This is a genomic window from Methylobacter sp., from assembly GCF_030680395.1.
Taxonomy (GTDB): Bacteria; Pseudomonadota; Gammaproteobacteria; order Methylococcales; family Methylomonadaceae; genus Methylobacter_A.
Genome location: NZ_JAUXVR010000010.1, coordinates 1 through 14,433, shown reverse-complemented (window position 1 = coordinate 14,433; position 14,433 = coordinate 1). Strand labels below are relative to the sequence as shown.

Genomic DNA, 14,433 nt, shown 5'->3' with positions numbered 1-14,433 from the left:
ATGCAGGCAAGGCAGATTTTGCATTAACGCCATGGATGGCGTGTAGTAGGGTAATGCAGGAGCGATTACCGAGGAGCAAAAATCTGTCCATACAGCCGTACCGGTTACGATGCTTCCACTGTCCCTGACAGTCGTGATTGTTTGTAGGCATTAATCAATGCATTGGTTGAGCAATCGTGGCTATCAATGATCTTGTCATTTTGAAGTTCCGGCAGGATGATCTTGGCTAAAGTTTTTCCTAATTCCACGCCCATCTGATCAAATGAGTTGATATTCCAGATAACGCCCTGTACATAAATTTTATGTTCATAAAATGCAATGAGCGAGCCTAAGGTCTTGGGCGTCAGTTTGCTAAACAAAAATGAATTGGACGGTTTATTGCCGTCAAATATTTTGGAGGCGACCAGTACGGCATCGGCCTGGTCTTCGGGAGACAATTCCCGCTTAACTTCTTCGGCTGTTTTACCTTTCATCAAGGCTTCGGGTTGGGCGAGAAAGTTTGAAATCAAAATATCATGATGTTCGGGCAGTTTGTAGTGACTGTTTGCGGCGGCCAAAAAGTCGCAGGGTATGAGTTTGGTGCCCTGATGGATCAGCTGAAAAAAAGCATGTTGTCCATTGGTACCGGGTTGCCCCCAGATAATCTGGCCAGTGCTATAATCTACTTTATCACCATTAAGATCTATGCTTTTACCATTACTTTCCATGTCGCCTTGCTGAAAATAATCAGCAAAATAAAGCATGGATTGGTCGTAAGGTAAAAGGGCGTGGGATTCGGCATTATAGAAATTGTTATACCAGATGCCAAGCAAGCCCATGATTAAAGGGATGTTTTCCTCAAAAGGCGTGGCGCGAAAATGCTCGTCAACTTCATAAGCGCCTTGTAAAAGCTCCTCGAAATTATCCATGCCTACATATAAAGCGATAGACAGCCCTATCGCCGACCATAATGAATAACGTCCGCCGACCCAATGCCTGAATTCAAACATGTTGTTGGTATCTATGCCGAATTCGGCGACATTCTTGGTGCTGGTAGAAATGGCAACAAAATGTTTGGCAATAGCTTGCTGATCTTGCGCACTATCAAGAAACCAGCTTCTTGCTGATTTTGCATTGGTCATGGTCTCTTGCGTAGTAAATGTTTTGGACGCAATAAGAAATAGTGTCGTTTCAGGGGATAGGTGCTTTAGGGTTTGAACAAGGTCGGCTTGGTCAATATTGGAGACGAAATGAACTTTTAATGTCTCGGAAGCATAAGGAGTAAGAGCTGTTGAGACCATCTTCGGTCCCAAGTCGGAGCCGCCTATACCGATGTTAACGATGTCAGTAATGGCCTTGCCGGTATAACCTCTCCATTCGCCTGAGCGAACGCAAGTGCTGAAAGCTCGCATTTTGGCGAGAACGCTGTTAATTTGCGGCATCACATCCTGCCCGTCAACATAAACAGGTTGATTGCTTCTATTACGTAAGGCGGTATGCAGTACGGATCTGTGTTCGGTCTTATTTATTTCTGCCCCGGAAAACATGGCTTTAATTTTTGCTTCCAGCCCTGCATGTTTCGCAAGATCGATGAGCAAGGGCAAGGTTTGATCGGTTATTCTGTTTTTGGAGTAATCAAAAAGGATGTCATTAAAATGAAGAGAAAACTTGAGGTGGCGGTTGTGATCAGCATTAAAGCTGTCGCGCAGGAGGATATTTTTGGTTTCGTTGTGATGCGTTATTAAAGCTGTCCAGGCTGTAGAGGTGGTCAAGGATGACATGCGTAAAGCTCCGTTTAAATAAAGTTGGCTTAAGTCTACGAAAAGCAGGGAAGGATAGCAATAGTACAACAACGCATTACCTTTTGCTTATATAATGGCTCTTGTAGATTCGACTCCCATCAATTCCTTGTATTTGGCTAAATCGATGTGCTAGAGTGACTTATTGCTATTAGTCAAAAGTACAGCGCAAGACACTTGTTTTTGATGAGTTCAAAATACATTAATAGCATCTACATTTTTCTCATAATAATAATTTTATCAAAACTGGAAGGCGTTATGAACAGTACACATATTTTAAGAAAGGGTTTCCTGGTACTTCTTGGGTTGTTATTTTCTGCATCGTTATGGGCGCATGGTGGAGCCGCAGGTACCGATACCGACCAATGTAAATTTGAATTGGAACCTACTCATTGGTTACATTACACTGCTTATCAACCTAACGCATTTCCCGCAGAGGATTTTTGTGCCAATCTTCCTCGCGCTAATGAAATGACTTTACTCGTATTCGACTATCAAGATATGAAATACAGAGATATGGCGGTTGAATTTGAAGTGACAAAAGAACCTGAAGGTACTCGCGTATTCTTCTTGCCGGCTGCAAAGCATAAAAAAGGTACGGTTGAGTTAAAACTCCCAAATGGTGTACCAGAGGCAGGCAAATACCTGATTCATATTACTCTGGTTCCTGATTCGGGTGATAGATTAGATGCGCATATGAGTTTTAGTGCAGGCGGCGGTAAAGCAGTGAGCAAAAATAACCTGCTCTTATATGCATTTTTCGCATTCGCCGGACTATATGTACTTTATCTGTCACACGCTGGTTTCAAAAGTAAGGTAGATGAAGCAATAGCGAAGATTAAAAGCTAAGCAGGCACGACTTTTTGGTAGGTTGTGTGTTGGTGCCATTGCTTGGTTACGGGTAGAGAGTTGGCCTTAAAAAAGCAATGGCATTGTTTACATGGACGTAGGCAAGATGTAGGAGCGGAGGCTTTGATTTTATTGAACAATAGAGGAAATAAGTAATGGTGAAGTTATTATCGGCTGGGGCACTGGTTTTTCTTTTTTCTACGTCAGTATTGGCGGTGGAGTATGAAGATCATGATGGGATGCTCATGGATCACGGTGATGGCCATTTGATGGATATGGCCGGTGGTATGGTTATGGGTCAAAATACCAGCACGTTGCCGGGTGGCTGCGATAGCATTGCTGAGACCAAGGAAATTACCGTGCATGCCGGTCATAAATATGCTGAGAAATTTCCGGGCAGAATGTTTGCGTTTGATACTCAGGAATTTAATTTTAAACCGTGCACTAAATTGACGGTTCATTTCATCAATGACGATAATGTTCGTCATCAATGGATGATGCACGGCTTGCCCAAGTATTTATACCCTAAAGGCATGTTCCATTTGGAAATATCCGGTCCCGCAAAAATCTCCGGAACATTAATCCTGCCTCCCGGCGATAAAACCTATCTGGTGCATTGCGACATTGCCCAGCATATGGAAAAAGGCATGAAAGCCCAGTTGAAAGTCGGTAAAGGTGATGGCGATCTGCCCAGTATTCCAGGCGTGACGGCTTACGTCATACCCGATGATTACAAGGGAAGTCTGCCGACAGTGATGGCCGATGTTTCGGCTGCAGCTGAAGCAGCACCGGCGGCTGTTGTGGCCAATAAGCCTGCGCCGGTAAGTCAGCCGCCAAAAGAAGATTCTATTATTTCAGGTGTTACTGTGATCGGTTTGGTGATTGGCTTACTGCTGGCCCCATTTTTAGCGAAAAAATTTAAAGGTATGAGCATATCAGAAGTGGTAGCTACTATTTTTGATATGTTAAGAACCGGAATTGAGTTGGTCGTAAAGCTGTTGTCCAGATTGGTTAAGCTGATTATTTCCAATAAAAATAAAATATTGCCTGGGAGTTAAATTCGGGCAACACAAAAACCCCTGCGCTCTTTGAGTGCAGGGGTTTTTTTTGAGAGAAAAAGTGCAAGACACAGGGTTTGAAATAGGCGGGCTGTTTATCAGCGCATTTATATCGTCAACGATAGCGCCAGGAGGCTCTGAAGCTGTCTTGGCTTATATGGTAGCGGCAGGACATTATCAGGTTGAGCTTTTAGTCATCGTTGCCACGATAGGCAACACGCTGGGGGCTATGACCACATGGGGCTTGGGTGTGCTGGCAGCTAAAAAATTCCCGGTTGCTACGCTCTTATCGGAAAAAAAACAGAAAGCGTTGGATGTAGTCAGAAAAAAAGGTATCTGGACGCTGTTTTTTACCTGGTTGCCGGTGGTGGGGGATGCCTTGTGTTTTGCGGGCGGATGGCTAAAACTGCCATTCTTTCAGGCTTGTTTAATCATATTGCTGGGCAAGTTGGGTCGATATACGGTGATAGCCTGGATGTTTGTGTGAAGGCTTGGATTTTCTAACAACTTAAAATATATCACCACGAAGAAAAACGATAACTACTTAGCAACCAAAAATAGAATACTGATGACACTGAGTAGTTACGAAAAAAACCAAGATAAAACTTCGTATTCTTCGTGGTTAATTAATCCGCTTACATTGAATACGAGGTAATTGTGTTACGCCATTTCCCACAAGTTAACATCGCTTACGCCCATAGAAAACGGGACTATTTTATAGCGGCGTTTACTTTTTTTTGCGTGGCGGTCTGCTTAATCAGCGATGCACATGCAAGTTTGGAAAAGCAAAACGCCCTCGGTGTATGCGGCTGGGTGTTTCTGATTGGATTGTTGCTCGGAGAAAATAGGGAAATAAGAGTGCAGGTTGGCATTGCGGTCATTTTCGCGACCATCGGCGAGCATTTTGCGTCCCCTTTCATGGGGGGATACACGTATCGGTTTGAGAATGTGCCCGCTTATGTGCCGCCCGGTCACGGCATGGTTTATTTAACCGCTGTTGCGCTGGGGCGTTCCGGATTATTCTTGCGCTATGCCAGAGAAATCGCCACATTGGTGGTATTGGTGTGCGGCGCATGGTCAATTTGGGGTATCAGCGGTTATGCAGAACAGGGTGATTCAGTAGGCGCGCTACTGTTTTGTGTTTTTCTGGGCTATCTTTTTAAAGGCCGCTCGCCAATGGTTTATCTGGCGGCCTTTTTTATTACCACATGGCTGGAGTTAATTGGCACCGCTGTTGGAACCTGGGCATGGGCGGCAATAGATCCGGTTCTCGGTTTGCCTCAGGGGAACCCGCCTAGCGGAGTTGCTGCCTGGTATTGCCTCGTCGATGCGGTAGCGATGGGTGGCGCTGCACCGGTATTAAGAAGAGCGAAGAATGCCCGTGACTGGATAAAGTCCGGCAAATTGCGGAAAAACGCATATCAAGGCGCGGAGAATGAATAAGGTGCTTAGATAAAATAGCGTCGACCGGATTTGCTAGTTAAGTAAAACGCCTCTGTGATAGGCAGGGGAATCAGTAATCAAAAAAGGTGAGTGTTATGGAACGTCGTGATTTTATTCGATTAAGTGTAGTGGGTGTTGGTGCCGGTATAATCGTGCCAGCAATTGCACTGGCTGACAGTGGCAAACAGGCAGCTACAGGAAACATCTATTATACAAAAGAGGCGCCCGGTCGCTGGAGTGATAAAGTTGCAACGCACTTGCCCAGCATTGAAATAGAAAAAGCGGGAGGAAATATCGCTGTAAAAATCGTAACGGCACATGAAATGAAAGGTTACGAACACTATATTGTTAAGCATGTTTTACTGGATCAAAACTATAAGTTTATAGATGAATATCTCTTTAACCCTACTAAGGACAAGGCAGCCATATCGACATTTACACTGCATGACTACAGTGGACCGATTTACGCGCTGAGCATGTGTAATAAGCATGACCTTTGGTTAAACGGCGCAGAAGTGTAAGGATAAGCTTTAGATTATTATTTTGGCGTTGATTTTATTGCAGGCAGCTCATTAAGTCGCGTTAACTTCAATGATCTGCTTAGCCGTCGCCGTAATATAATTCAATCAATGAAAAGCTACCCATCTTTACAGCCAAAGCCAACAAAAATTCTGGTAATCGCAATGCGATACCTCGGCGATGTGCTACTGACAACACCCTTATTGCATTCGTTGCGGCAGGCTTATCCTGATGCTCAGCTTGACGTCTTGGTGTTTCGCAATACCGCCTCCATGCTCGAAGGCAATCCTGATATAAGTCACATCATTACTACGCCTAACCGCCCTAGGCGCCATGATTATTGGCAGTTATTACGGCAGTTGTTCAGGCGGTATGATCTTGCCATTGCTACGCAGGCCGGGGATCGCCCTTTTTTATATACATTACTTGCAGCGCCATTACGGGTTGCCGTAGTGCCGCCGAAAAACACCACAGGCTGGTGGAAGCGTTTTTTTGTTCAACACTGGACAGAATTTGACGACGACAATACGCATACGGTCCTGCAACATCTGAAGTTGCTGGAATTGATCAATGTTCCGAAGTGCTTTTCACTGGTTCCTCCGCAAATCAATGATGCCAGGCAGTTGGCGCAGCAATTTCCTTTTTTAACTGATAATACCGCTTATGCCGTTTTGCACCCGCATCCACAGTGGACATACAAGCAATGGACTGTAGAAGGCTGGATAGAGATTGGTTTTTATCTTAAAAAACTGGGATTAAGACTGGTTCTTTCGGGAGGACCGGCCCGAGAGGAAGTTGATTATGTCGCTAATATTCAACGTCAACTTCCCGAAGATACGATCAATCTGGCTGGTCAGGTTTCATTGGCGCAGTTGGAGACTATTATTGCTCGGGCAAAATTATATATCGGCCCGGATACCGGTATCACTCACTTGGCGGCTGCAACGGGAATCCCGGTGATTGCACTTTATGGGCCGACCAATCCGGTAAAATGGGCGCCTTGGCCTGCCGGGTATAACCAAAACATAAATCCCTTTCATAAAACAGGCAGCCTGCAGCTTAACAATATCAGCTTGATTCAAGGTAAAGGCGACTGCGTTCCCTGTCATTTGGAAGGCTGTGATAAACATCGGCAAAGCCGAAGCCTATGTCTTGATACGCTTAGCCCTGAGCGAGTCAAAGAAGCTATTCGACGTGCGCTTGGAAAAGAGTAATCCTGTCCTGAATAACGATAAATAATGATTTGTCCGTAATTGATTTCGCTTTACTTGCGGTTTTTGGTAAAGTTTCCCGATATAGTCCGCAGTCTTTCAAGGTAATAGCCGGAATGCATTTAGCAACAAAACAACTGGATGGTCTTTACGTAATAAACGTAAAAGCATTCCATGAGCGTCGTGCGTTTATGGAGGTGCAGCTTTTAAAGCATGACATGACGGCTGAGTTTATTCTTGACGGTGATGCTGACGAGCTGACAGCGGAGATTATTAACAAATATTTTATTGGTGATAACTTATCGGTCAACCAAATGTCATGTGCCTTAAAACACATCATGGCGTTGGAAAGCATTGTTGAAAACAAACAGCAACAGGCATTGGTTCTGGAAGATGATGCTATTTTTTCCCCTGGGTTTAACGACGGCCTGCATTATGCGTTGGAAGAAAGCCCTCGCTTTGACGGGCCGAAAGTCATTTTTATCGGTTGCGGCGGCAACTTTTATACGCCGAAAAGCCTTAGAAAACCCGGTCAGCATTTGTACGTGGGTTCTCGCGGTCGATTTACCGACTCCTATATTATTGATTGCAACACGGCACAAAAACGGCTGGACTGGATTACCCGCAACAAGGTTTCATTGCCGATAGACAATCAGTTTGAAAAAATCGATCGGGAACTGGGAATCAGCATGCTGTGGCTCGAAGAACCCGTAGTGGAGCAAGGCAGTAAGGCCGGCTTGTTTATGAGCGCTGTCGAAAAAGCCCCGCCTGTCTGGTTGCAGCGCCTCTTGTTCAATTGGGAAAAGCTTAAGCGAAAACACATTTATCAATTATGGCGCTAATAACTTATTCTTCTATCGATACGCCATGCTTAGTGTAGTCATCATTACAAAAAACGAAGCCGGGCATATCGCTCGTTGTCTTGAGTCAGTTTCCTGGGCCGACGAGATTGTCGTTCTGGATTCGGGCAGCGAGGATGATACGGTCTCGATCTGTCGTCAATACACCGATAAGGTTTATCAAACAGACTGGCCCGGCTTCGGTATTCAGAAACAACGCGCTGTCGATAAAGCCAGCGGCGACTGGATTTTATCGATAGATGCCGACGAAGTTGTAACGCCGGAATTAAGGTTGGAAATCGAAACAGCGCTCCGGCAAGAAGGCTATAACGGCTATGAGATCCCGCGTCTTTCCAGCTATTGCGGCAGGCAAATGCGCCATGGCGGCTGGTGGCCGGATCATGTGCTTAGGCTATTTCGTCATGATTGCGGCCAGTTTACTGATTCAGTTGTTCATGAGCGTATTATTGTTCAGGGGCAAATCGGGCAGTTAACCACTCCGTTGCTGCACGATGCTTTTATAAACCTGGATGAGGTTTTACATAAAGTGAATTGCTATTCGACCTTGGGTGCTGAGTTGCTTTATCAACGGGGCGTTCGCTCATCTTTGAGCAAAGCCATTTTAAAAGCGCTTTGGACATTCATACGCACCTATTGGCTTAAATCCGCTATTCTGGATGGGCGGGAAGGGCTGATGCTGTCGATTTCCAATGCGGAAGGCGCTTATTATAAGTACCTTAAATTACTGGAACTGCAAAACCGGCAGTCCCGTTAACAATGAATTTAATCTCCGTTATCGTAACCACCTATAACTGGCCGGCCGCATTAGAACTCTGTCTGGACAGCTTGTTTGCCCAGCGTGATCCGGCGTTTGAAATCATCATCGCTGATGATGGCTCCACACCGGTCAACCAGGCCCAAGCCCAGGTTTATTGCGCTAAAAGCCCGGTGCCCATTCAATATGTGCATCATGATGATCACGGATTCAGGGCGGGAACCATCAGGAATAAGGCGGTTGCGAGCAGTCAGGGTGAATATTTGCTGTTTATCGATGGCGACTGCGTTCTTGGGCCTGATTTTATCGCACGGCACCGGCAGCTGGCAGAGCCCGGGTATTTCGTGCCGGGAAACAGGGTGCTGCTAAGCGAGTCGTTTACTCAGGACGTCATTGGAAAACATATTCCGTTACATCAAAAACCGCTAAGTTATTTCATTTCTCTTTGGGTACAAAAAAAGATCAACCGGATTTCCGCCTTTATTCGGCTGCCCTTAGGGTTTTTAAGAAAATCTCAACCTGAGAAGTGGCAAAAAGCCATGACCTGTAATTTGGCGCTCTGGAAAAGCGACTTTTTACGGACCAATGGTTTTGATGAGCTTTTTGAAGGCTGGGGTTTTGAGGATTCCGACCTGGTTATTCGCTTGATACACGCCGGCATTAAACGCAAGGAAGGGCGATTTGCGGTGCCTGTGCTGCATTTATGGCACCCTCATAATGACAAAAGCAAACAAGACCTTAATTACCAACGATTGTTGGACCGCCTGAAGCAGCGGGATTTTATTGTCGCAACAAAAGGCGTCTCCCAGTATCTTTTGAGTAGCTCCTCGACTCAGAGCAAGATCAAATAGCGTTAACCGTTAATGAACTTTTCAAAAATATGAACAAAACACCCAAAGCAAGCACTCAAATATATAAGCGATTATTGACCTATGTAAAGCCGCATCGTGGTCTTTTTGCAATCAGTATTGTTGGCTTCCTGATGTATTCAGGTACTCAGACCTTATTTGCGGCATTAATCAAACATATCATTGACACGTTGCAAACCGAGACTCGGGAGGGTATGAGTTATTTACCGCTGTTATTTAGCGGTTTAATTGTGGTGCATGGGATTGGCGCTTATTTGGGCAACTATTTTCTGGCCAAAGTATCCACCAATGTCGTACATGCCTTGCGCTGTGAAATTTTTAATCAGTATACGCGACTGCCGACAGCCTACTTTGATGCGCATAACAGCGGTTACATGATTTCAAGGATAACCAATAATGTGGGGCAAGTTACCCAGGCCACCACGGATGCAGTGCGCACTTTTGTACGCGAAGGTTTTACTGCGATAGGTTTGTTAATCTATCTGTTTTATTCAAACTGGATGTTGTCGCTGGTTTTTATTGCTATAGCGCCGATTATTGTGGTGCTGGTTGGCTATGTGAGTAAGCGTCTCCGGGGGATCAGTAAAAAAATACAAGAATCGATTGGCGACATGACGCATATCACGTCGGAATTGGTGGGCGGACACCGGGTGGTGCGCAGTTACGGCGGTGAAGAATACGAGCGTCGGCGCTTTCTGGAAAGCAGTTTATACAACCGGAGGCAATCGCTAAAGCTGTCAACGACGATGGCGATACACAATCCGATCATGCAGTTTATTATTGCCATCGCCTTGTCATTCCTGATGTATATGGCTTTGTTTTTCATGAAGCAAGCCAGTGTCGGCGAGTTTGTCGGTTACCTGACGGCGGCATTTTTATTGCCGAGGCCTATCAGGCAGTTGAGCGATGCAAATGGGGATATTCAAAAAGGTATCGCGGCTGCCGAATCGTTATTCGAGATTTTGGATGAGCCGGGCGAGTTGGATGAAGGTACGTATCAAGCCGAAAGATGCAAAGGTGCGCTGGAATTCAAAAATCTGACCTTTCAATATGCAGGCGCAAATGAACCTGCACTTATCGACATCAATTTTAAGGCCGAGCCGGGACAGACTATTGCGTTGGTAGGGGCTTCCGGCGGCGGTAAAAGTACGCTCGCCAATTTGGTTTCGCGTTTTTATCCGCATGATACCGGTGAAATATTGCTGGATGGTGTGGAAATTAATACGTATGAGCTGGCAAATTTGAGGAAACAGTTGGCGCTGGTCAACCAGCAAGTCACTTTATTCAATGACACGATAGCCAACAACATCGCCTACGGGTCGCTTGCGACCGCGACCCGAAGTGAAATAACCCAGGCTGCAACCGACGCTTATGCGATGGAATTTATCGCCAAGTATGAACAGGGGCTGGATACCGAAATAGGCGAGAATGGCGTCAAGCTGTCAGGCGGACAACGGCAAAGGTTGGCTTTGGCCAGGGCATTGCTGAAAGATGCCCCCATATTGATACTGGATGAGGCAACATCGGCGCTCGATACCGAATCGGAGCGGTTTATACAGGCGGCGCTCCAAAAAGTAATGAGCAATAGGACGACGCTGGTTATTGCCCACCGGCTGTCGACTATTGAAAATGCAGATATGATTTTGGTTATGGATCACGGGCGCATCGTGGAAAGAGGCTCTCATCAGGAGCTGATTGCAAAAAATGGAGCCTATGCGCGTTTGCATTCCATGCAATTTAAGGAACATCGCAAGGGCGATCAACCGATCGCCGCTACTGAAGCATTAAATTCAGACATTGCCTAGGGGGCATTATTTTGAAGACATTTATTTCCGAGCTTGAAGAGCATAAGGCCATGATGGAGCGCTTGGCTGATTGTTCCGGGGCTATTGAGGCGGCCGGAGCGTTGCTGATTGAAACATTAAGGCAGGGCGGGAAAATATTGCTGTGCGGCAATGGCGGCAGTGCGGCCGATTGTCAGCATATCGCTGCGGAGTTGGTGGTGAGATATGAAAAGAACCGGAAGGCTCTGGCTGCAATTGCGTTGACCACTGACAGCTCGATTTTAACGGCGCACAGCAATGATATAGGATTCGATACAGTCTATTCCCGGCAGATTGAAGCCATTGCCAATGAAAAAGATTGCTTGATTGCTATTTCCACATCAGGAACCAGCAAAAATATATTAAACGCGGTGGACGCTGCAAGGTTGAAAGGTATGGCTGTTATCGGGTTAACCGGGTGTGAAGGCGGTGAGCTGAGCGGACAAGTTACGCATTCGGTGATTGTTCCTTCGGATGTAACTGCAAGAATTCAGGAGGCGCATATATTGATCGGCCACTGGTGGTGTGGCGCGATTGAGGGGGCTTATTAATGTTGGCAGCTACACCTGAGTTTAGGGAAGCTCGTATCATAGTCATCGGCGATGTGATGCTGGACCGGTACTGGTCCGGGCAGGCCGCGCGTATTTCGCCGGAAGCGCCGGTGCCGGTGGTCAGGGTTAAAACTATTGAAGATCGCGTCGGCGGCGCGGGCAATGTCGCGCTCAATATTGCCAAATTAGGCGGCAAGGTGACTCTACTGGGCGTTGTTGGCGATGATGCCGAAGGCGAGATACTGAGGCGGCTGCTGGAAGCGGAAGGCGTGGCCTGCGATTTTGTAGTCGAGCAGGAAATTCGCAGCATCTGCAAGCTACGGGTTATGGCGCAGCATCAGCAGCTCATTCGTATTGATTTTGAAGAGACGTCTCTTAAGTTTGATTCGGATGCGTTGTTGGCAAGGCTGGTTGAACATCTGCCTGAAAATAATACGGTTGTTTTCTCGGATTATGGCAAAGGAACATTGGCGGATGTTTCAAGGTATATCATTAAGGTCAAGCAAGCCGGAGTTAAGGTCTTGGTGGATCCGAAAGGGGTGGATTATCAGCGATATGCGCAAGCGGACCTGATAACGCCGAATCTGTCTGAATTGCAGGCGGTGGTCGGTATTCCTGAAAATGAAGATAATTTGATTGAAAAAGGGCGAGGACTGTTAAAGCGGTATCAAATCCCGACACTTTTGTTGACTCGCGGCGAGGCGGGCATGACCTTGATACAAGACGATCAAGTGCATTCATTACCGGCTCAGGCCAAGGATGTCTTTGACGTGACTGGTGCCGGAGATACGGTTATTGCGGTGATGGCTCTGGGCGTGGCGCTGGATATGGCGTTGTATGATGCGATGTATCTGGCTAACCTGGCGGGAGGCATTGTGGTCGGAAAGCTGGGTACATCAACCGTATCAATGCAGGAGCTAACGAGGGCAATGCACGGTGATCGGGATTCCCAATACGGCATCGTTTCGGAAGACGAATTGGCGCAAATAATGGCTGGCGCCAAAGCCCATGATGAACGCATCATCATGACCAATGGCTGTTTCGATTTATTACACGCCGGACATGTGACTTATTTGCAGCAGGCAAAGGCCTTGGGCGATCGGTTGGTTGTGGCCGTAAACTCGGACGCGTCGGTCAGACAGCTTAAGGGGGAGTCCCGGCCTATCAATGGTTTGCAGGAACGGATGGCGGTTTTGGCGGCATTAGCCTGCGTCGACTGGGTGGTTTCATTCGAAGAGGAAACGCCGGAAAGACTGTATTGCAGATTGCTGCCGGATGTCATCGTCAAGGGTGGAGATTATAGTTCGGAGCAGGTCGCCGGCGGGGATTGCGTCATTAAGGCGGGCGGTGAAGTAAAGATTTTGCAGTTTGTTGACGGGCAGTCGACAACCGCGATGATAAAAAAAGCGAGGGGATTGGAATGATTGTTGTTACGGGCGGCGCCGGCTTTATCGGCAGTAATATTATTCGAGCGTTAAACCAGCGCGGCGAAAGCAATATATTGCTGGTCGATCATCTGGCTAATGGGCGGAAAATGCACAATATCGCCGATCTTGATATTGCCGATTACATGGACAAGGAGGAGTTTCTAGAGAAAATTGGCGTGGCTCATTTTTTTGATGGGGTGCGGGCGGTTTTTCATCAGGGAGCCTGTTCTGCGACGACGGAGTGGGATGGAAAGTATGTGATGATGAATAATTATGATTATTCTAAGCGTCTATTGCATTGGTGCATCGCGAAGAATGTCGCATTTATGTACGCATCTTCCGCTTCGGTTTATGGGACTGGCGAGCATGGATTTCGGGTTGATCGTAGCTGCGAGCATCCTATCAATATGTATGCCTATTCAAAATTTCAATTCGATCAATATGTCCGTCCTTTATTAAGTAAAACAAAAAGCCCGATTGTCGGTTTTCGCTATTTTAATGTTTACGGACCAAGAGAACAGCATAAGGGCTCTATGAGTAGCACTGCATTTCATTTTAATCGGCAGGTTATTGAGCAAAAAAGAGCAAAGTTGTTTGAGGGTTGCGATGGCATGGCTAATGGCGAACAAAAGCGGGACTTTGTTCATGTTGATGATGTTGTGGATGTAAATTTGTGGTTTTTGGATCATCCGGAGCAACGCGGTATTTATAACGTAGGAACGGGGCGAGCGGAAACGTTTAATGCGGTCGCTCAGACGGTGACTGATTGGCATAAAGAAGGAGAGATTGAGTATATTCCGTTTCCCGAGCATTTAAAGGGCGCGTATCAGAGCTATACGAAAGCTGATATTTCCGGGCTAAGAGATGCCGGTTACACGAAGGACTTTTTGACCGTTAAGCAAGGCGTCGCAAGATACTTGGATTGGTTGAATGCATAAAGAGCGTTTATAAGAAAATAACCTCTTGACGCAGTCAGAAAAAGCTGTAGAATGCGCAGTTCTTTCAGGGCAGGCGCCTTGGCAGAGACAGCAACAAGAAATAAAGTTGGCAAGGATGTTGACAAGCGGACTGAGTAGGTTATAATGGTCGGCTTCATCGGGGTTCGGTAAACGGCTTCGGTAGTTCGGGATGAAAAATAAAGTTAACAGGCTGTTGACAAACTGAATTGGATCTGTATAATTGTCCAGCTCAACCGGGGTTTAACTCCACGCTCTTTAAAAACCTGATCAAAATAATTTGTGTGGGTGCTTGTGATGGATTGTTTATGCTTGTAATAAATAATCGACACAAG

Annotated in this window: 14 protein-coding genes; 13 read left to right on the top strand and 1 reads right to left on the bottom strand. The window is 46.3% G+C overall.

Translation table 11 applies throughout. The features are described from left to right. Window positions 1-104: 104 nt before the first annotated feature. Window positions 105-1,760, bottom strand: a complete 1,656-nt coding sequence (gene pgi / locus Q8L79_RS06115) for a glucose-6-phosphate isomerase (protein WP_305269030.1) — start codon at window positions 1,758-1,760, stop codon at window positions 105-107. Window positions 1,761-2,036: 276 nt separating this feature from the next. Between pgi and Q8L79_RS06110 the strand changes: the two genes are divergently transcribed. The 13 genes from Q8L79_RS06110 to rfaD all read left to right on the top strand — a co-directional run bounded on the left by Q8L79_RS06110 (window position 2,037) and on the right by rfaD (window position 14,080). Beyond that, window positions 2,037-2,627, top strand: a complete 591-nt coding sequence (locus Q8L79_RS06110; RefSeq protein WP_305269028.1) for a hypothetical protein — start codon at window positions 2,037-2,039, stop codon at window positions 2,625-2,627. Window positions 2,628-2,782: 155 nt separating this feature from the next. Beyond that, on the top strand, window positions 2,783-3,685 hold the full coding sequence (locus Q8L79_RS06105) for a copper oxidase (RefSeq protein WP_305269025.1): 903 nt from the start codon (window positions 2,783-2,785) through the stop codon (window positions 3,683-3,685). Between the two features lie 49 nt (window positions 3,686-3,734). Then, entirely contained in the window at window positions 3,735-4,172 is a 438-nt protein-coding gene (locus tag Q8L79_RS06100; RefSeq protein ID WP_370869884.1) for a YqaA family protein, read from the top strand. A 170-nt stretch (window positions 4,173-4,342) separates the two neighbouring features. Then, window positions 4,343-5,128: a hypothetical protein gene (locus tag Q8L79_RS06095; RefSeq protein WP_305269022.1), complete on the top strand. Its 786-nt coding sequence runs from the start codon at window positions 4,343-4,345 to the stop codon at window positions 5,126-5,128. 95 nt (window positions 5,129-5,223) lie between these two features. Next, a complete protein-coding gene (locus Q8L79_RS06090; protein ID WP_305269020.1) occupies window positions 5,224-5,649 on the top strand; it encodes a desulfoferrodoxin family protein in 426 nt (141 codons plus the stop codon). 108 nt (window positions 5,650-5,757) lie between these two features. Then, complete coding sequence (gene rfaQ / locus Q8L79_RS06085; protein ID WP_305269018.1) at window positions 5,758-6,861, top strand: putative lipopolysaccharide heptosyltransferase III; 1,104 nt, start codon at window positions 5,758-5,760, stop codon at window positions 6,859-6,861. 113 nt (window positions 6,862-6,974) lie between these two features. Beyond that, window positions 6,975-7,700 (top strand): glycosyltransferase family 25 protein, encoded by a 726-nt coding sequence (locus tag Q8L79_RS06080; RefSeq protein WP_305269015.1) that lies wholly within the window; start codon window positions 6,975-6,977, stop codon window positions 7,698-7,700. 25 nt (window positions 7,701-7,725) lie between these two features. Further along, on the top strand, window positions 7,726-8,472 hold the full coding sequence (locus Q8L79_RS06075; protein WP_305269014.1) for a glycosyltransferase family 2 protein: 747 nt from the start codon (window positions 7,726-7,728) through the stop codon (window positions 8,470-8,472). 2 nt (window positions 8,473-8,474) lie between these two features. Continuing rightward, on the top strand, window positions 8,475-9,323 hold the full coding sequence (locus Q8L79_RS06070) for a glycosyltransferase family 2 protein (protein ID WP_305269011.1): 849 nt from the start codon (window positions 8,475-8,477) through the stop codon (window positions 9,321-9,323). Between the two features lie 29 nt (window positions 9,324-9,352). Then, a complete protein-coding gene (gene msbA, locus Q8L79_RS06065) occupies window positions 9,353-11,146 on the top strand; it encodes a lipid A export permease/ATP-binding protein MsbA (RefSeq protein WP_305269009.1) in 1,794 nt (597 codons plus the stop codon). A gap of 11 nt (window positions 11,147-11,157) precedes the next feature. Then, window positions 11,158-11,715, top strand: a complete 558-nt coding sequence (locus Q8L79_RS06060; RefSeq protein ID WP_305269006.1) for an SIS domain-containing protein — start codon at window positions 11,158-11,160, stop codon at window positions 11,713-11,715. Next, complete coding sequence (gene hldE, locus Q8L79_RS06055; protein WP_305269003.1) at window positions 11,715-13,139, top strand: bifunctional D-glycero-beta-D-manno-heptose-7-phosphate kinase/D-glycero-beta-D-manno-heptose 1-phosphate adenylyltransferase HldE; 1,425 nt, start codon at window positions 11,715-11,717, stop codon at window positions 13,137-13,139. Before Q8L79_RS06060 ends, hldE begins: the two co-directional genes overlap by 1 nt. Beyond that, on the top strand, window positions 13,136-14,080 hold the full coding sequence (rfaD, locus tag Q8L79_RS06050) for an ADP-glyceromanno-heptose 6-epimerase (protein ID WP_305269000.1): 945 nt from the start codon (window positions 13,136-13,138) through the stop codon (window positions 14,078-14,080). The genes hldE and rfaD overlap by 4 nt, the downstream gene beginning before the upstream one ends. Window positions 14,081-14,433: the final 353 nt, after the last annotated feature.